Source organism: Serratia sp. szju, from assembly GCF_044594185.1.
GTDB lineage: Bacteria > Pseudomonadota > Gammaproteobacteria > Enterobacterales > Enterobacteriaceae > Serratia > Serratia bockelmannii.
This window is the reverse complement of the sequence record NZ_CP172576.1, coordinates 2,098,974-2,116,306: the sequence shown is the minus strand read 5'-3', so window position 1 is coordinate 2,116,306 and position 17,333 is coordinate 2,098,974. Positions and strand designations below refer to the sequence as shown.

General features: G+C 58.2%; 15 protein-coding genes. 6 read left to right on the top strand and 9 right to left on the bottom strand.

The genetic code is table 11. From position 1 onward, the window contains the following. Window positions 1–5 precede the first annotated feature (5 nt). Window positions 6–860, top strand: a complete 855-nt coding sequence (gene panC / locus RE418_RS09935) for a pantoate--beta-alanine ligase (protein ID WP_089181281.1) — start codon at window positions 6–8, stop codon at window positions 858–860. A 145-nt stretch (window positions 861–1,005) separates the two neighbouring features. Continuing rightward, window positions 1,006–1,386 carry an aspartate 1-decarboxylase gene (gene panD, locus RE418_RS09930; RefSeq protein ID WP_004937544.1) on the top strand — a complete coding sequence of 127 codons (381 nt, stop codon included), beginning with the start codon at window positions 1,006–1,008 and terminating at the stop codon, window positions 1,384–1,386. Between the two features lie 34 nt (window positions 1,387–1,420). Here panD and RE418_RS09925 read toward each other — a convergent pair whose 3' ends face one another. From RE418_RS09925 to RE418_RS09915, 3 genes are all read right to left on the bottom strand, one after another. Beyond that, complete coding sequence (locus RE418_RS09925) at window positions 1,421–2,701, bottom strand: polysaccharide deacetylase family protein (protein WP_025304228.1); 1,281 nt, start codon at window positions 2,699–2,701, stop codon at window positions 1,421–1,423. Window positions 2,702–2,878: 177 nt separating this feature from the next. Then, window positions 2,879–3,649 carry an ABC transporter permease gene (locus RE418_RS09920; protein ID WP_004937535.1) on the bottom strand — a complete coding sequence of 257 codons (771 nt, stop codon included), beginning with the start codon at window positions 3,647–3,649 and terminating at the stop codon, window positions 2,879–2,881. After that, the gene (locus RE418_RS09915; protein ID WP_015379030.1) at window positions 3,646–4,569 is read right to left on the bottom strand and encodes an ABC transporter ATP-binding protein; all 924 of its coding nucleotides are present in this window, start codon (window positions 4,567–4,569) and stop codon (window positions 3,646–3,648) included. The genes RE418_RS09920 and RE418_RS09915 overlap by 4 nt, the downstream gene beginning before the upstream one ends. 210 nt (window positions 4,570–4,779) lie before the next feature. On the opposite strand from RE418_RS09915, the gene can reads away from it, so the two are divergent. Beyond that, window positions 4,780–5,436, top strand: a complete 657-nt coding sequence (gene can, locus RE418_RS09910; RefSeq protein WP_016930066.1) for a carbonate dehydratase — start codon at window positions 4,780–4,782, stop codon at window positions 5,434–5,436. Window positions 5,437–5,474: 38 nt separating this feature from the next. Here can and hpt read toward each other — a convergent pair whose 3' ends face one another. Together hpt and cueO are read right to left on the bottom strand one after the other, a co-directional pair. Further along, window positions 5,475–6,011 carry a hypoxanthine phosphoribosyltransferase gene (gene hpt / locus RE418_RS09905; protein WP_048234659.1) on the bottom strand — a complete coding sequence of 179 codons (537 nt, stop codon included), beginning with the start codon at window positions 6,009–6,011 and terminating at the stop codon, window positions 5,475–5,477. Window positions 6,012–6,109: 98 nt separating this feature from the next. Further along, window positions 6,110–7,753 carry a multicopper oxidase CueO gene (gene cueO / locus RE418_RS09900; RefSeq protein ID WP_025304229.1) on the bottom strand — a complete coding sequence of 548 codons (1,644 nt, stop codon included), beginning with the start codon at window positions 7,751–7,753 and terminating at the stop codon, window positions 6,110–6,112. A 217-nt stretch (window positions 7,754–7,970) separates the two neighbouring features. On the opposite strand from cueO, the gene RE418_RS09895 reads away from it, so the two are divergent. The 3 genes from RE418_RS09895 to speD all read left to right on the top strand — a co-directional run bounded on the left by RE418_RS09895 (window position 7,971) and on the right by speD (window position 10,129). After that, the gene (locus tag RE418_RS09895; protein ID WP_004937515.1) at window positions 7,971–8,318 is read left to right on the top strand and encodes a YacC family pilotin-like protein; all 348 of its coding nucleotides are present in this window, start codon (window positions 7,971–7,973) and stop codon (window positions 8,316–8,318) included. Between the two features lie 125 nt (window positions 8,319–8,443). After that, entirely contained in the window at window positions 8,444–9,307 is an 864-nt protein-coding gene (gene speE / locus RE418_RS09890) for a polyamine aminopropyltransferase (protein ID WP_089181282.1), read from the top strand. Window positions 9,308–9,334: 27 nt separating this feature from the next. After that, window positions 9,335–10,129 carry an adenosylmethionine decarboxylase gene (gene speD, locus RE418_RS09885; protein ID WP_004937510.1) on the top strand — a complete coding sequence of 265 codons (795 nt, stop codon included), beginning with the start codon at window positions 9,335–9,337 and terminating at the stop codon, window positions 10,127–10,129. 32 nt (window positions 10,130–10,161) lie between these two features. On the opposite strand, the gene yacL is transcribed toward speD, so the two are convergent. The 4 genes from yacL to aceF all read right to left on the bottom strand — a co-directional run bounded on the left by yacL (window position 10,162) and on the right by aceF (window position 17,320). After that, window positions 10,162–10,524 (bottom strand): protein YacL, encoded by a 363-nt coding sequence (yacL, locus tag RE418_RS09880; RefSeq protein WP_004937507.1) that lies wholly within the window; start codon window positions 10,522–10,524, stop codon window positions 10,162–10,164. 139 nt (window positions 10,525–10,663) lie between these two features. Continuing rightward, complete coding sequence (gene acnB, locus RE418_RS09875; protein WP_038872455.1) at window positions 10,664–13,261, bottom strand: bifunctional aconitate hydratase 2/2-methylisocitrate dehydratase; 2,598 nt, start codon at window positions 13,259–13,261, stop codon at window positions 10,664–10,666. Between the two features lie 517 nt (window positions 13,262–13,778). Next, window positions 13,779–15,203, bottom strand: a complete 1,425-nt coding sequence (gene lpdA, locus RE418_RS09870) for a dihydrolipoyl dehydrogenase (RefSeq protein ID WP_004937500.1) — start codon at window positions 15,201–15,203, stop codon at window positions 13,779–13,781. Window positions 15,204–15,436: 233 nt separating this feature from the next. Beyond that, complete coding sequence (gene aceF, locus RE418_RS09865; protein ID WP_043141312.1) at window positions 15,437–17,320, bottom strand: pyruvate dehydrogenase complex dihydrolipoyllysine-residue acetyltransferase; 1,884 nt, start codon at window positions 17,318–17,320, stop codon at window positions 15,437–15,439. Between the last annotated feature and the right edge of the window lie 13 nt (window positions 17,321–17,333).

Here is a 17,333-nt window from a genome sequence, read left to right as displayed (position 1 = left end):
ACCCAATGATTATTATCGAAACCCTGCCGCTGCTGCGTCAGCAGATCCGCCGCTGGCGCCAGGAAGGCAAACGCATCGCGCTGGTGCCGACCATGGGCAACCTGCACGACGGCCACATGACGCTGGTCGATGAAGCGCGTGCCCGCGCCGACGTGGTGGTGGTGAGCATCTTCGTCAACCCGATGCAGTTCGATCGGCCGGACGATCTGGCGCGCTACCCGCGCACGCTGCAGGAAGACAGCGAGAAGCTGACCCGCCGCGGCGTCGATCTGGTGTTCGCCCCGGCCCCGGCCGCGGTCTATCCGCAGGGGCTGGAGCAGCAGACCTACGTCGACGTGCCCGGCATCTCCAGCATTCTGGAAGGCGCAAGCCGGCCGGGCCACTTCCGCGGCGTTTCCACCATCGTCAGCAAGCTGTTCAACCTGGTACAGCCTGATTTGGCCTGCTTCGGCGAGAAGGACTACCAACAGCTGGCGCTGATCCGCAAAATGGTGGCGGACATGGGTTACGACATCGATATCGTCGGCGTGCCGACCGTGCGCGCCAAAGACGGCCTGGCCCTCAGTTCGCGTAATGGCTACCTGACCGCCGAAGAGCGCAAGATCGCGCCGCAGCTGAGCAAGATCATGAACGCGCTGGCACAGCAGCTGGCCAATGGCGAGCGCCAGGTCGAAACGCTGTTGGAGCAGACCGCCGAGCAACTGCGCGCCGCCGGCTTTACGCCGGATGAGCTGTTTATTCGCGACGCCGACAGCCTGCAGCCGCTGACGGTAGATAGCCAGCGGGCGGTGGTGCTGATGGCCGCCTGGCTGGGCAAGGCGCGTCTTATCGACAACCAGCAGGTTGACCTGACGCTATAAGCCGTTTTTTATACTATCGTCACCCTGAAGCCTTGGCCATTGGTAGACAATGGCGGAGCAATCGGTGACGATAGAGATTGCAGGGATGCAGGAGAGATGTTCAACCCCAGCGCCTGTGAAGGCCGATATTCAGTTAGGTAAAGCTATGATACGTACTATGCTGCAAGGCAAGCTGCATCGCGTCAAAGTCACTCAGGCTGACTTGCACTATGAAGGATCCTGCGCCATCGACCAGGATTTTCTGGAAGCCGCCGGCATTCTGGAATATGAAGCGATCGATATTTACAACGTGGATAACGGCCAGCGCTTCTCCACCTACGCTATTGCCGCCGAGCGCGGTTCGCGCATCATTTCTGTCAACGGTGCCGCCGCGCGCTGCGCCTGCGTGGGCGACAAACTGATCATCTGCTCCTATGTGCAAATGACCGACGCCGACGCCCGCCAGCACCACCCGAAAGTCGCCTATTTCGAAGGTGACAACAACCTGCAGCGCAAGGCGAAAGCCGTGCCGGTTCAGGTCGCCTGACAATAAAACGGGCGCCTTACGCGCCCGTTCTTCCCTACTGCACCACCACCGTACCCGGCTTGTTGGCTATCCGATCCGCCATGGTCTGGATCGAGTCGGTGCGCAGAATATACAGCCGCTTCAGCGTATAGGGGTTATCCCCCGGCTTCACCTTGCCCTGCACCGTGGTCACCGCCAGATGGAACCCGGCGTCCTGCGCCGCCTGAATCGCCCGTTGGTTATAACCGCCGAACGGGTAGGACACATACAGCACGTGCGGGTTGAACTGCGACAGCGCGCGGCGCGAGCGCTCAAAATCGAACTCGATATTGTGCAACGAACGGCTCAGCAAAATCGGCTGGCGGTTGCCATCGGTGCGGTGCAGAAAATGGGTATGCGACTGCACGTCGAACACGTCCTGAATCTGCTTGAGCTCCGAAACGCTCATAAACTGCAGCGAGTCCGGGTTCCATTTCTGCGGGTGGCGTTTGATGCGCGAAGAGATGATGAACGCCGTGGCGCGGAAACCGTAATCCTTCAGCACCGGGTAAGCGTAGCGATAAACCGACTTCAGCCCGTCGTCGAAGGTCAGCACGATCGCCTTGCCCGGCAGGTTGATCTGATTTTTCAGGTAGGCTTCCAGCTGATACAGCGAAATGGTGTCGTAGCCCGCCTGCTTCAGATAGGTCATTTGGTTGCTGAACGCCACGTCTGAGGTGGTGGTCGAGGTGTGGCGGAAGCGTTTGTTCTCTTCGTTTTTCAGCAGGTGGTGGTAAGTCAGCACCGGTATGCCGTTATCGATCTCGCAGTCCAACTCATTAATGAACCCCAGCCGCTCGCCGATGTTGACCTCGTACCAGGTGTTGTTCAGGCGATCCTTCAGCTTGCCGATGATAGGATAGCGCAGGTTGCCTTCCAGCGTGCCCAAGACCTCGCTGTCCTTGTCCGCTGCGGTGTATACGTCGATCGTTTTTTGCGTGATCAGATTCTGGTTGGTCAGCGGTTTGTTCAGCTCGCCCAAATCGTCTTGCACCTTGCGCGACTTCTTCAATTCACGCACGTCGTCTTTATCGATAAAGCCGGTACCGTGCCCGAATTTGAATTCGTAGTATTCCGCATCCGCCGGGAAGACTTGGATCAGCTGCCCGCGCTTCACTTCCCCTACCGGGATCACATGCTCGCCCACCAACGCATAGACTTCGCTATCGCGCTGCGCTTCCATGTATTCAGATTTAACCGCGCCGTCTTCCGACAGCAGATTAGCCAGGCTCACAGGGGAAACCAACGACATCAGAATGCCGAGTAACCCAGCCGTTAACGTGTATTGAGACCGCATGATGATGTTCTGCTTACGAGTGCGTAATGACAAAAGTGAAGGAAATGTGGAGCGCCAGCATAGCACGATTTGAACAGCGGGGAACTAGCGGTTATTTGAGCAATTCTATTGATTTACGCGCCGCCTGCGCCAAATCAAGAAAGGCGCTCCCGCCGGGAAAGCGGGAGCGCGATATGATCAGCTGCGCAGGCCGCGGCCGCGCTCGATCAGATACCAGGACAGCAGATAGAACACCGCGATAAACGCCACCAGCACCGCCATAGTGAACGCCAGCGGCACATCGTTGATGCCGAGGAAGCCGTAGCGGAAGCCGCTGATCATATAGACGATCGGATTCAGCTTGGACACCGCCTGCCAGAATGGCGGCAGCAGCGACAGCGAGTAGAACACCCCGCCCAGGTAAGTCAGCGGCGTCAGCACGAAGGTCGGGATCAGGCTGATATCATCGAAAGTGGTGGCAAACACCGCGTTGATCAGCCCCGCCAGCGAGAACAGGATCGCCGTCAGCAACAGCGTCAGCGCAATCACCCACCAGGCGTGCACCTGCAGCGGCACGAAGAACAGCGAGATGATGGTCACCAGCACGCCGACGCAGATACCGCGGGCCACGCCGCCGCCGACATAGCCGGCGATCACCACGTGGGTCGGCACCGGCGCCACCAGCAGTTCCTCAATGTTGCGCTGAAACTTGGCGCTGAAGAACGACGAGGCGACGTTGGCATAGGAGTTGGTAATGACCGCCATCATGATAAGGCCGGGCACGATGAACTGCATGTAGCTGAAGCCGTGCATATCACCGATACGCGAACCGATCAGGTTACCGAAGATGATGAAGTACAGCGTCATGGTGATCACCGGCGGCACCAGGGTCTGGATCCAGATGCGCGCGAAGCGGTTCACCTCTTTGGCCCAGATGCTTTGTAAGGCCACCCAATACAAACGCGTCATGCTTTCTCTCCATTGCCGTTAACCAGGGTGACAAACAGCTCTTCCAGGCGGTTCGCCTTATTGCGCATGCTCAGCACCTGCACGCCCTGCGCGCTCAGCTGGGCGAACAGGCCGTTCAGCCCCTGCTCGCGCATCACCTCCACTTCCAGCGTCGAGGTATCCGTCAGGCGGCTGTGGTAACCATCCAGCTTCGGCAGCGGGCTCTTCGCCGCCAGATCGAGGATGAAAGTTTCCGACTTCAGCTTGGCCAGCAGCCCCTTCATCGAGGTGTTTTCCACCAGTTCCCCGTTCTGGATGATGCCGATGTTGCGGCACAGCATTTCCGCCTCTTCCAGATAGTGGGTGGTGAGGATGATGGTGGTGCCTTGGGCGTTCAGCTCTTTCAGGAAGCCCCACATCGAGCGACGCAGTTCGATATCCACCCCGGCGGTCGGCTCATCGAGGATCAGCAGCTTCGGCTGATGCATCAACGCGCGGGCGATCATCAGACGGCGCTTCATGCCGCCGGACAGCATACGGGCGCGCTCGTTGCGCTTGCCCCACAGATCCAGCTGATTGAGGTATTTCTCGGCGCGCGCCATCGCTTCACGCCGCGTGACGCCGTAGTAACCCGCCTGGTTCACCACGATCTGCAACACGGTCTCGAACGGGTTGAAGTTGAACTCCTGCGGCACCAGGCCGAGCTGGCGCTTGGCGTTGACGATGTCTTTATCGATGTCATAACCGAACACCCGCACGCTGCCGGCGGTTTTGTTCACCAGCGAGCTGATGATGCCGATGGTGGTGGACTTTCCGGCGCCGTTTGGCCCCAGCAGGGCATAAAAGTCCCCCGCTTCGACGCTCAGGTCGATGCCGCGCAGCGCCTTGACGCCACCGGCGTAAGTCTTGGTCAGCTGCGCTAATTCCAGTGCATAATTCATATGTAAAATAGTACCTTATAACGATGAGTATGCCGCCGCGCCCCTGTTTGCGAGGCTTGAAACACTAACAATAATCCTAGCATCGACGGCGTTTTCACTGCGTCGAATCCGTGCGGTAAATGAGGTTGCACCACTGTTCCGATTTCCAAATTGTGACGCTTACCCTATATTACTCCAACGCAATCTGTTCGTTACGGGTCAATCACCTTCATGAAAGAAATCGAAGAGCTTATCGCCAACAACCAGGCCTGGTCGGCCAATATCAGTCAGGAAGACCCGGAATTTTTCGAACGTTTAGCCCAGGCGCAAAAGCCCCGCTTCTTATGGATTGGTTGCTCTGACAGCCGCGTTCCTGCAGAACGCCTGACCGGCCTCGAGCCGGGTGAACTGTTCGTCCATCGCAACGTGGCGAACCTCGTGATCCACACCGATCTTAACTGCCTGTCGGTGGTGCAGTATGCGGTAGATGTGCTGGAAGTCGAACACATCATCATCTGCGGCCACCTGGGCTGCGGCGGCGTGCAGGCGGCGGTGGAAAACCCGGAACTGGGATTGATCGACAACTGGCTGCTGCACATTCGCGATCTGTGGTACAAGCACAGCTCGCTGCTGGGCGAGCTGCCGCCGGAACAGCGTTTCGACATGCTGTGCGAGATCAACGTCATTGAGCAAGTGTACAACCTGGGCCACTCCACCATCATGCAGTCCGCCTGGAAGCGCGGCCAGAAGGTGATGATTCACGGTTGGGTGTACGGCATTCAGGACGGCCGTCTGCGCGATATGGAAGTGCTGGCGACCAGCCGCGAGAGCCTGGAGATGGGCTACCGCAAAGCGATAGCCAAACTGAAGCAGGATAAAGGCGTATAACCCCGCCGCGGGCGCGGCTTGCCGCGCCCCACATCCAATTACTCGTCCAGCAGCACCACTTTGCCGACGTACGGCAGGTGACGGTAGCGCTGAGCGTAGTCGATGCCATACCCCACCACGAACTCATCCGGGATCGAGAAGCCGACATATTCGACCGGCACCTGCACTTCACGGCGCTCAGGTTTGTCCAGCAAGGTGCAAATCGCCAGCGATTTCGGCCCGCGCAGCGCCAAAATCTCGCGCACTTTGTTCAGCGTGTTGCCGGAATCGATGATGTCTTCCACGATCAGCACGTCTTTACCGCGAATGTCTTCGTCCAGATCCTTGAGGATCTTCACGTCGCGGGTGGTGGACATACCGCTGCCGTAGCTGGAGGCGGTCATAAAGTCGACTTCGTGCGGCACGTCGATCGCGCGGCAGAGATCGGCCATGAACATGAAGGAGCCGCGCAGCAGCCCGACCAGTACCATGTCGCTGCCGCTGTCGCGGTAATGTTCGGTGATCTGGCGGCCAAGTTCGGCGATACGGGTCTTAACTTCCTGCTCGGAAATCATTACGTCTACAGTGTGTTTCATAGTATTCAGGTCAGTTGCCGGAAGAAAGGCGCAGAGTTTAGCATAGCCTTTCGCCGGTGGCGACGCGAGCGCACCGCCACCTGAGCGATGAACCGCGATCAGTCGTCGACGGTAAAGCCCATCATCATGCCGGTATCTTCATGCTCCAACAGGTGGCAGTGGGCCATATACGCATGTTCGCTGCTTGCCGGATGATCGAAACGCACCAGCACTTCGCTGCGCCAACCTTCGACGCGCACCGTGTCCTTCCAGCCGCTGCGATGCGCCGCCGGCGGTTTGCCGTTTTCCGACAGGATACGGAACTGGGTGCCGTGAATGTGGAACGGGTGCAGCATCATGTCGCCCTCACCGGAAATGGTCCATTTTTCATACTGACCCCGTTTGGCGGCAAACATCGGTTTGTTCATGTCGAAGGCCTTGCCGTTGATCATGTTGCCGTGGCTGAAATCGAACGGTTTGGCTTTGCTCTGCGCGCCGCCGTGATCCATCCCGGCCATCTTGCCATGATCCATGCCCTTCATGTTGCCGTGGTCCATGCCCTGCATGCCGCCCTTCTCCATGCCTTTCATGTCTCCAGCGCCCGTCGCGCCATGATTCATGCTCATGCCAGCCATCGCCTGGTGACCATAACGATCCATCAGCGCCTGCATGCCGAGCATATCCAGCTGCGGATCCATCATCAGCTGCAGCCAACGCTCCTGGATACCAGTGGTGGCAGGCAATGTCGGCAGCTTCACCAGGCTGTCCGGCATGGTTTTGATACCCTGTGCCAACGACGGCTGAATGCGCAACACCGGCAGCGGCTGATCGAACGGAGCCAGCGTCATGCCCATCTGTTTCACCGGCAGCGTCACGATATCGAACGCTTTCCCGTCGGAGGCATCCACCAGCACTTCAAAGCGTTCGCCCATCAGCATCGGCAGCTCGGTCAGCTTCACCGGCTCAGCCAGGAAACCGCCGTCGCTGGCGATAACATACAGCGGACGGTTGTCACTGGCCGCCAGATTCAACGAGCGGGCGTTGCAACCGTTGAGAAAACGCAGACGCAGCCAGCCGCGCGGCGCCAGATGTTGCGGATACTGCGCGCCGTTGGTGAACATGCGATCGCCAAACCAGCCCACCGCCGCGCTCATCACGTCCAGGCGGTATTCGATCTGCGCGTCTTTGCCCAGCCGCTTATCCTGCAGGATCACCGGAATATCATCCTGCCCCCAGGTTTTCGGCAGCGGCAGTTTGGCGCTTTCATCGTCTTCCAGCAGCACCAACCCCGCCAGCCCCATCATCACCTGGCTGCCGGTTTTACCGTGCGTGTGCGGGTGGAACCAGCAGGTAGCGGCCGGTTGTTCGACGGTGAAATTCACCGTGCGCGTCGCGCCGGGGTGGATCAGCGCCTGCGGGCCGCCATCGACGTCGCCGGGAATTTCCAGCCCGTGCCAGTGGACGGTACTGGCCTCCGCCAGGCTGTTTTTGATATCGACCGTCACCGGCTGGCCACGCTGCAGCTTCACCGCCGGCCCGAGCAGCGCGCCGTTGAATCCCCAGGTTTTGGTGGCGGCACCGGGCAACCAGCGGGTTTCACCCGCCTGCAGCGCCAGCGCAATCTTTCCCTGCGCGTCCGGCATCAACAGCGGCGGTACCGGCAAGGCCGGCCGATCGGCCGCCCAGGCGGCCCGGCTCCATAACGGCAATGCGCTCGCCGCGCCCAGCGCAGCGGTTAATTTAATAAAATCACGGCGTAACATCGCTGACTCCCTTTTCTCAGTGACATAACTCAATGCCGTCAGCCTAAACCTTCCCCCAGGCGGAAGGTCAAGCCTTTCCTGGCGGTATTTTAAGCTATGCCTCACAATCAAGAGAGTATGACCGGCACGCGCGACGCCGGCCCGGCAGCAATAAAATTTGGTGCCTTTACAGGCAAGTGTGGTAACGTCAGCAGACGACAAACAGGCCTATTTCATGATGAAAAAAACAACGTTATCGATGCTGTTGCTGGCGATGCTGGGCTTCTCCAACGCCAGTCTGGCGCTGAATGAATCCGAGGCGGAAGATCTGGCCGATCTGACGGCGGTATTTATTTATTTGAAAAATGATTGCGGCTACAACGATTTGCCAAATGCGCAAATCAAACGCGCCATTGTCTATTTCGCGCAACAAAACCGCTGGGATTTGAGCAACTACAACAGCTTTAACATGAAGGCGCTGGGCGAAGACAGCTATCGCGATCTCAGCGGCATCGCCATTCCAACGCCTAAGAAGTGCAAATCGCTGGCGCGCGACTCTTTGAGCCTGCTGGCCTACGCCAACTAATTCCGCCCCTCTCCCCCACCCGCCTTTCGCTCTCTCTGTCTGAAATTCAACCGTGCATCGCCAGACAGAGTTAGCTATGATGTTGCGCCGATTTTTCATGGCTGTTATTACGGAGTTTCCCGCACATGACCCAGAAAGAAATTTGGTACGAAACGCTGCATACGGGCTTCGGCCAGTATTTCTCGGTAGAGAAGGTGCTGTACCGCGAGAAGACCGATCATCAGGATCTGGTGATCTTCGAGAACCCGGTCCTGGGGCGCGTGATGGCGCTCGACGGCGTGGTGCAAACCACCGAGCGTGACGAGTTCATCTATCACGAAATGCTGACCCACGTGCCGCTGCTGGCGCATGGCCAGGCGAAGAAAGTGCTGATCATCGGCGGCGGCGACGGCGGCATGCTGCGCGAAGTCAGCCGGCATCCTGGCGTGGAGCAGATCACCATGGTCGAGATCGACGCCGGTGTCGTCGAGTTCTGCCGCCAATACCTGCCCAACCACAGCGCCGGCGCCTATGACGATCCGCGCTTCAAGTTGGTGATCGACGACGGCGTCAACTTCGTGAATCAAACCGACGAAACGTTCGATGTGATCATCTCCGACTGCACCGATCCGATCGGCCCCGGCGAAAGCCTGTTCACCTCGGCGTTTTATGAAGGCTGCGCCCGCTGCCTGAATGAGGGCGGCATTTTCGTTGCGCAGAACGGCGTCTGCTTCCTGCAACAGGATGAGGCGGTCAACAGCCACGCCAAACTGAACCGCTACTTTACCGACGTCAGCTTCTATCAGGCAGCGATCCCGACCTATTACGGCGGCATCATGACCTTTGCCTGGGCGAGCCAGAACCCGGCACTGCGCCAGATCGATCTGCCGACTCTGCAACAACGCTTTAACCAAAGCGGCCTACACTGCCGTTATTACAACCCGGCAATTCACGTCGGCAGCTTTGCCCTGCCGCAATATTTGCTCAATGCCCTGAACGTAACACGTTAAGCGAGAAGATAAAGGAGGTGGCCTAAATTGCATAAGCTAAAACTGCACGGCTTCAACAACCTGACCAAGAGCCTGAGTTTTTGTATTTACGATATTTGTTATGCCAAAACCGCGGACGATCGCGACGGCTATATCGCCTACATAGACGAACAATATAACGCCAACCGGCTGACCGAGATCCTGAGCGAGACCTGCTCGATCATCGGCGCCAATATTCTGAACATCGCGCGTCAGGACTACGAGCCGCAGGGCGCCAGCGTCACCATCCTGGTCAGCGAAGAGCCCATCGATCCGAAAGACGTCGATACGTCGGAACACCCAGGCCCGTTGCCGAATACGGTCGTCGCGCACCTGGACAAAAGCCATATCTGCGTACATACCTACCCGGAAAGCCATCCGGAAGGCGGGCTATGCACCTTTCGCGCCGATATCGAGGTCTCGACCTGCGGCGTCATTTCGCCCCTCAAGGCGCTGAACTACTTAATTCACCAGCTGGAATCCGACATCGTCACCATGGACTATCGCGTGCGCGGTTTTACCCGCGACGTGAACGGCGTGAAACATTACATCGATCACGAGATCAATTCGATCCAGAACTTTATGTCGGAAGACATCAAGGCGCTGTACCACATGATGGACGTGAACGTTTACCAGGAAAATATCTTCCATACCAAGATGTTGCTGAAAGATTTCGATCTGAAGCACTACCTGTTTAACGCGGAGCCGGAGGCGTTGAGCGCAGCCGAACGCAAGCAGATCACCGATCTGTTATGGAAAGAGATGCAGGAAATCTATTACGGCCGCAATATTCCGCATCTGTGATGGAAAGGGCGCGGCACGCCGCGCCCTGATGCTTAGTACTTCAGCATGAAAGAACGATAGGCCTTCAACACCAGCAGGAAGTCCTCAACGCCGCAGAATGAGAGGCTTTCTTCGTCGTAGTAGTTCATCCCCTCTTCCATTTCATCGCCCTCAAACTCCAGCTGATTGGCGCGGATCATCACTTCTTCACCATCCATCAGCAGCGTATATTCATGGCCTTCCAGCTGCCATTGACGCTCGCTGCCTTTGACCTCGGCCGCACCGGCTTCAATCCGGTCCAGCAGGTTGAAATCGCCTTTAACTTCTTCGTTGATCCAGTGGCCAATCGCTTCATGCCCCATCGAAAATCTGACGATCACCTGACCGGTGACGTCACGCAGAAATTCGTAATCCATAGCATGCCCTCCTGAGCCCTTTTTCTTAGTGTAAACATAAATGGCGGACTAACTCAGTGAGCGCTCGCAAAGTTGGCAACTGAGCAAAATAAAACGGGAGGCCAAGGCCTCCCGTTAAACAGTTGCGCAATATAGCGGCTTACACGGCGGTTTGGAAGATCACGCCGTCGGCTTTTTCGGTGTACTGCCCCAGCTGGTCAAAGTTCAGGTAGCGGTAGGTATCCGCCGCCGTCTTGTCGACCTGCGCCATATAGGTCTGGTACTCGTCCGGCGTCGGCAGGCGACCCAACAGGGACGCTACCGCGGCCAGTTCGGCAGACGCCAGATAGACGTTGGCACCGGTGCCCAGACGGTTCGGGAAGTTACGGGTCGAGGTGGAGACCACCGTCGCGCCGTCCGCCACGCGCGCCTGGTTGCCCATGCACAGCGAGCAGCCCGGGATCTCGATACGCGCACCGCTCTTGCCGAAGACGCTGTAGTAGCCTTCTTCGGTCAGCTGAGCCGCATCCATCTTGGTTGGCGGCGCCACCCACAGACGGGTCGGCAGCTGGCCCTTGTGCTGATCCAGCAGCTTGCCGGCCGCGCGGAAGTGGCCGATGTTGGTCATGCAAGAACCGATGAACACTTCATCGATTTTGCTGTTGGCCACGTCGGACAGCAGGCGTGCATCGTCAGGATCGTTCGGCGCGCACAGGATCGGCTCTTTGATCTCGTTCAGATCGATGTCGATCACCGCTGCGTATTCCGCATCCGCATCGCCTTCCAGCAGTTGCGGATCCGCCAGCCATTTTTCCATGCCCTGAATACGGCGCTCCAGCGTACGGCGATCGCCGTAGCCTTCGGAGATCATCCACTTCAGCAGCACGATGTTGGAGTTCAGATACTCTTCGATCGGCGCCTTGTCCAGCTTGATGGTACAACCGGCGGCGGAACGTTCGGCGGACGCATCGGTCAGCTCAAACGCCTGCTCGACCTTCAGGTCCGGCAGGCCTTCGATCTCCAGAATGCGGCCGGAGAAGATGTTTTTCTTGCCCTTCTTTTCGACGGTCAGCAGCCCTTGCTGGATCGCGTAGTAAGGGATGGCGTGCACCAAATCGCGCAGGGTGATGCCCGGCTGCATTTTGCCTTTGAAGCGCACCAGCACCGACTCAGGCATATCCAGCGGCATCACGCCGGTCGCGGCGGCAAACGCCACCAGGCCGGAACCGGCCGGGAAGGAGATGCCGATCGGGAAGCGGGTGTGGGAATCGCCGCCGGTGCCGACGGTGTCAGGCAGCAGCATACGGTTCAGCCAAGAGTGGATCACGCCGTCGCCCGGACGCAGCGAGACGCCGCCGCGGTTCATGATGAAGTCAGGCAGCGTGTGGTGCGTGGTCACGTCGACCGGTTTCGGGTACGCGGCGGTGTGGCAGAACGACTGCATGACCAGATCGGCGGAGAAGCCGAGGCAGGCCAGGTCTTTCAGTTCATCGCGGGTCATCGGGCCGGTGGTGTCCTGAGAACCGACGGAGGTCATCTTCGGTTCGCAGTATTCGCCAGGGCGAATGCCGGCGACGCCGCAGGCGCGGCCGACCATTTTCTGCGCCAGCGAGAAGCCTTTGCTGCTCGCGGCAACCGGTTTGGCGATACGGAACACGTCGCTGTGCGGCAGGCCCAGCGCTTCGCGCGCCTTGGTGGTCAGGCCGCGGCCGATGATCAGCGGGATACGGCCGCCGGCGCGCACTTCATCCAGCAGCACGTCGGTTTTCAGCTCGAAGTTGGCGATCAGCGCACCGGTCTCGTGGTTGCGTACTTCACCTTTGTACGGGTAAACGTCGATCACGTCGCCCATGTTCAGCTCGGACACGTCCACTTCGATCGGCAATGCGCCAGCATCTTCCATGGTGTTGAAGAAGATAGGTGCAATCTTGCCGCCCAGCACCACGCCGCCGCCGCGCTTGTTCGGCACGTGCGGGATGTCATCACCCATGAACCACAGCACCGAGTTGGTGGCGGATTTACGGGAGGAACCGGTGCCGACCACGTCGCCGACGTAGGCCAGCGGGAAGCCTTTCTTGTTCAGCAGCTCGATCTGTTTGATCGGGCCAACGCTGCCCGGCTGATCCGGCACGATGCCTTCACGTTCGTTTTTCAACATCGCCAGCGCGTGCAGCGGGATGTCCGGGCGCGACCAGGCGTCCGGCGCCGGAGAAAGGTCATCGGTGTTGGTTTCGCCGGTGACTTTGAACACGGTGACGGTGATCTTTTCCGCCAGCTCAGGGCGCGACAGGTACCATTCGGCATCGGCCCAGGACTGCATGATCTGCTTGGCGTGCGGGTTACCGGCCTTGGCCTTATCTTCCACGTCGTAGAAGTTGTCGAACATCAGCAGCGTGTGGGACAGCGCTTTGGCGGCGATAGGCGCCAGCTTTTCGTTGTCCAGGGCATCGATCAGCGGATGAATGTTATAACCGCCCTGCATGGTGCCTAACAGTTCAATGGCTTTCTCGGGGGTAACCAGGGGGGATGTCGCTTCGCCTTTGGCGATGGCCGCCAGGAAACCTGCTTTAACGTAGGCGGCTTCGTCGACGCCAGGTGGAACACGGTTAATCAGCAGGTCTAACAGGAATTCTTCTTCGCCTTTTGGCGGATTCTTCAGTAGTTCGACCAGCGCGGCCATTTGGGTGGCGTCTAGCGGCTTAGGGGCGATGCCCTCAGCAGCACGCTCGGCTACGTGCTTACGGTATTCTTCTAGCACGACGTTCTCCTCGCTCTCATTGTCATTTATTGTGCCTGGCGTATATGCAAACCGGGTTTATACCCTTGGGGTTTCACTCTGTGGCTAGGCGATCGGCCCGTAAAGGCCCCGAAACGGTGATTGGGGCAAACAAGCACGGTCAAACAGCGTTACAGCATGAAAGACTGATGGGTAGAGCGCACGGCGATATTGATGCCATCTATCCTGACGGGGCACTGCTGTCGATGTCCTGGACTGTAAGGTACAGTGCCCGGTTCCGCTCAGCCAGCATATCAGGATTTGAAACGGTTGTTAATTCGTTCACATAAAAGCAACATTAAATCTTTGCTGAATCGTTGAGCGCAGCGTAATCGGCTGCCGGACTAGCAGAGCATTATATCCACATAATTAAAATGGATATAAGCATAAGGATCGGAATTTGGCGCAGCGGCCACAAAAATACCGCTTGGTGCATCTGAGCAAAAAAAAAAACGGCCCCTTCTCAGGAGCCGCTTGTTTACCGGTCAAACCAGCAGAATTACTTCTTCTTGGCTTTCGGGTTAGGCAGGTCGGTGATGCTGCCTTCGTAGATTTCCGCCGCCAGGCCCACGGATTCGTGCAGGGTCGGGTGAGCGTGGATGGTCAGCGCGATGTCTTCCGCGTCGCAGCCCATCTCGATAGCCAGACCGATTTCACCCAGCAGTTCACCGCCGTTGGTGCCGACAATCGCGCCACCGATGATGCGGTGAGTTTCTTTGTCGAAGATCAGTTTGGTCATGCCGTCTGCACAGTCGGAAGCGATCGCACGGCCGGAAGCCGCCCACGGGAAGGTGGAGGTTTCGTAGCTGATGCCTTTCTCTTTCGCTTCTTTCTCGGTCAGACCCACCCATGCCACTTCCGGCTCGGTGTAAGCGATGGATGGGATCACTTTCGGATCGAAGTAGTGCTTCATGCCGGCGATAACTTCTGCGGCAACGTGGCCTTCGTGCACGCCTTTGTGCGCCAGCATCGGCTGACCGACGATGTCGCCGATAGCGAAGATGTGCGGCACGTTGGTACGCAGCTGTTTGTCGACGTTGATGAAGCCACGCTCGTCAACTTCAACACCGGCTTTGCCAGCATCCAGCAGTTTGCCGTTCGGCACGCGGCCGATCGCCACCAGCACCGCGTCGTAACGCTGTGGTTCTGCTGGCGCTTTTTTACCTTCCATCGTGACGTAGATGCCGTCTTCTTTGGCTTCTACCGCGGTCACTTTGGTTTCCAGCATCAGGTTGAACTGCTTGCTGATACGCTTGGTGAAGACTTTCACCACGTCTTTATCTGCCGCCGGGATAACCTGATCGAACATTTCAACGACGTCGATCTGTGAACCCAGTGCATGGTATACGGTGCCCATTTCCAGGCCGATGATGCCGCCGCCCATAACCAGCAGACGCTCTGGGACGGTTTTCAGCTCCAGCGCATCGGTGGAATCCCACACGCGTGGATCTTCATGAGGAATGAATGGCAGTTGGATCGGACGAGAACCTGCAGCGATGATGGCGTTGTCGAAGTTGATGGTGGTTGGGCCGTTTTCGCCTTCCACAACCAGGGTGTTAGCGCCGGTGAACTTGCCCAAGCCGTTGACCACTTTCACTTTACGGCCTTTCGCCATGCCAGCCAGACCGCCGGTCAGCTGAGTGATGACTTTTTCTTTCCAGACGCGCACTTTGTCGATGTCGGTTTTCGGCTCGCCGAAAACGATGCCGTGTTCGGCCAGCGCTTTGGCTTCTTCGATCACTTTGGCAACGTGCAGCAGTGCTTTGGAAGGGATACATCCCACGTTCAGGCAAACCCCGCCCAGAGTGGAATAACGTTCAACCAGAACGGTTTCAAGACCTAAGTCAGCGCAACGAAAGGCTGCAGAGTAACCTGCCGGGCCCGCCCCAAGTACCACGACCTGAGTTTTAATTTCAGTACTCATCATGACCTCTTAATTGATTGTCCGGCGGGTCAGACGTCATTTTTATTGCTAATCGATCTCATAACGCCCTTCATCCACCGGGACGCTTACACCGCGAGCAGTTTACAGAATTGTTAATAATCTGCAAAGCGTGTTCGAGTGACCCGTGTCTCAACAATTTTGTCGAGTTGTGCAAAATCCGACAAAACTGCTACAGAATCATCAGGGGCGCAGCATGCTGCGCCCCTTTTGCATTACATCACCAGACGGCGAATGTCGGACAACATGTTGTTGATGATGGTGATGAAGCGCGCACCATCGGCACCGTCGATAACGCGGTGGTCGAAGGACAGCGACATCGGCATCATCAGGCGCGGCATGAACTCTTTACCGTTCCAGACCGGCTCCATCGCAGACTTGGAGACGCCCAGGATAGCCACTTCCGGCGCGTTGACGATCGGCGCGAAGTGAGTCGTCCCGATGCCACCCAGGCTGGAGATGGTGAAGCAGCCGCCCTGCATCTCGCCCGCGGTCAGCTTGCCGTCGCGCGCTTTCTTGGAGATGGCCATCAGTTCGCGAGACAGCTCGGTGATGCTCTTCTTGTTCACGTCCTTGAACACCGGAACCACCAGGCCGTTCGGGGTATCTACCGCCACGCCGATGTTGATGTATTTCTTCAGCGTCAGCTTCTGGCCATCTTCGGACAGCGAGCTGTTGAAGCGCGGCATCTGCTCCAGAGCGGCAGCAACGGCTTTCATGATGAACACGACAGGCGTGAACTTCACGTCCAGCTTGCGCTTGGCCGCTTCTTCGTTCTGTTGCTTGCGGAACGCTTCCAGATCGGTGATGTCGGTTTTGTCGAAGTGAGTCACGTGCGGGATCATCACCCAGTTGCGGCTCAGGTTCGCGCCAGAGATCTTCTGGATGCGGCCCATTTCGACTTCTTCGATCTCGCCGAACTTGCTGAAGTCCACTTTCGGCCATGGCAACATGCCTGGCAGACCGCCGCCAGCAGCAGCCGGAGCTGCTTCAGCGCGTTTCACCGCGTCTTTCACGTAAGTCTGAACGTCTTCGCGCAGGATGCGGCCTTTACGACCGGTACCTTTCACTTTCGCCAGGTTAACGCCGAATTCACGCGCCAGACGACGAATGACCGGGGTCGCGTGCACGTATGCCGCGTTCTCGGCGAACTCGCCTTTGTCGTCAGCTTTCGCAGCCGGAGCGGCGGCTTTAGCGGCGGCCGGCGCCGGCGCAGCGTCCGCTTTAGCGGCTGGAGCGGCGGCAGCGGCAGGCGCAGCGCCTTCCACTTCGAACACCATGATCAGGGAGCCGGTTTTCACTTTGTCGCCGGTCGCGATCTTGATCTCTTTCACGGTACCCGCGAACGGCGCTGGCACTTCCATGGAGGCCTTGTCGCCTTCCACGGTGATCAGAGACTGCTCGGCGGCAACCTTGTCGCCCACCTTAACCATCACCTCGGTCACTTCGACTTCGTCACCGCCGATATCCGGCACGGCGACGTCTTTGGCCGCAGAGGCCGCAGGCGCTGCAGCGGCGGCAGGAGCTTCAGCCGCAGCCGGGGCGGCAGCGGAAGCGGCGCCAGCCACTTCGAACACCATGATCAGGGAACCGGTTTTCACTTTGTCGCCGGTCGCGATCTTGATCTCTTTCACGGTGCCCGCGAACGGCGCAGGGACTTCCATGGAAGCCTTGTCGCCTTCCACAGTGATCAGGGACTGCTCGGCTTCCACCTTGTCGCCCACTTTCACCAGGATCTCGGTCACTTCGACTTCGTCGGCGCCGATGTCCGGCACAGCAACGTCTTTGGCCGCAGCGGCAGCCGGGGCAGCTGCTGCTGCCGCCGGTTTTTCTTCCGCTTTCGCCGCCGGTGCAGCTTCCGCTGCGCCTGCCGCTTCGAAGATCATGATCAGTTTGCCGGTTTCGGTTTTATCGCCGACCGCCACTTTAATCTCTTTCACCACGCCCGCCTGCGGGGAGGGCACTTCCATGGAGGCCTTGTCGCCTTCCACGGTGATCAGCGATTGTTCCGCTTCAACTTTATCGCCGACCTTCACCAGAATCTCGGTGATTTCGACTTCATCTGCACCGATGTCCGGTACGTTGATTTCGATAGACATTATTCAGTACCTC

Bases quoted from the DNA above. Each gene is read 5' to 3' on its own strand.
- speE (WP_089181282.1), top strand. From the start codon at position 8,444: ATGACCCAGAAAGAAATTTGGTACGAAACGCTGCATACGGGCTTCGGC.
- lpdA (WP_004937500.1), bottom strand. From the start codon at position 15,203: ATGAGTACTGAAATTAAAACTCAGGTCGTGGTACTTGGGGCGGGCCCG.
- RE418_RS09925 (WP_025304228.1), bottom strand. From the start codon at position 2,701: ATGCGGTCTCAATACACGTTAACGGCTGGGTTACTCGGCATTCTGATG.
- RE418_RS09915 (WP_015379030.1), bottom strand. From the start codon at position 4,569: ATGAATTATGCACTGGAATTAGCGCAGCTGACCAAGACTTACGCCGGT.
- hpt (WP_048234659.1), bottom strand. From the start codon at position 6,011: ATGAAACACACTGTAGACGTAATGATTTCCGAGCAGGAAGTTAAGACC.
- aceF (WP_043141312.1), bottom strand. From the start codon at position 17,320: ATGTCTATCGAAATCAACGTACCGGACATCGGTGCAGATGAAGTCGAA.
- panC (WP_089181281.1), top strand. From the start codon at position 6: ATGATTATTATCGAAACCCTGCCGCTGCTGCGTCAGCAGATCCGCCGC.
- can (WP_016930066.1), top strand. From the start codon at position 4,780: ATGAAAGAAATCGAAGAGCTTATCGCCAACAACCAGGCCTGGTCGGCC.
- panD (WP_004937544.1), top strand. From the start codon at position 1,006: ATGATACGTACTATGCTGCAAGGCAAGCTGCATCGCGTCAAAGTCACT.
- RE418_RS09895 (WP_004937515.1), top strand. From the start codon at position 7,971: ATGAAAAAAACAACGTTATCGATGCTGTTGCTGGCGATGCTGGGCTTC.
- cueO (WP_025304229.1), bottom strand. From the start codon at position 7,753: ATGTTACGCCGTGATTTTATTAAATTAACCGCTGCGCTGGGCGCGGCG.
- yacL (WP_004937507.1), bottom strand. From the start codon at position 10,524: ATGGATTACGAATTTCTGCGTGACGTCACCGGTCAGGTGATCGTCAGA.
- RE418_RS09920 (WP_004937535.1), bottom strand. From the start codon at position 3,649: ATGACGCGTTTGTATTGGGTGGCCTTACAAAGCATCTGGGCCAAAGAG.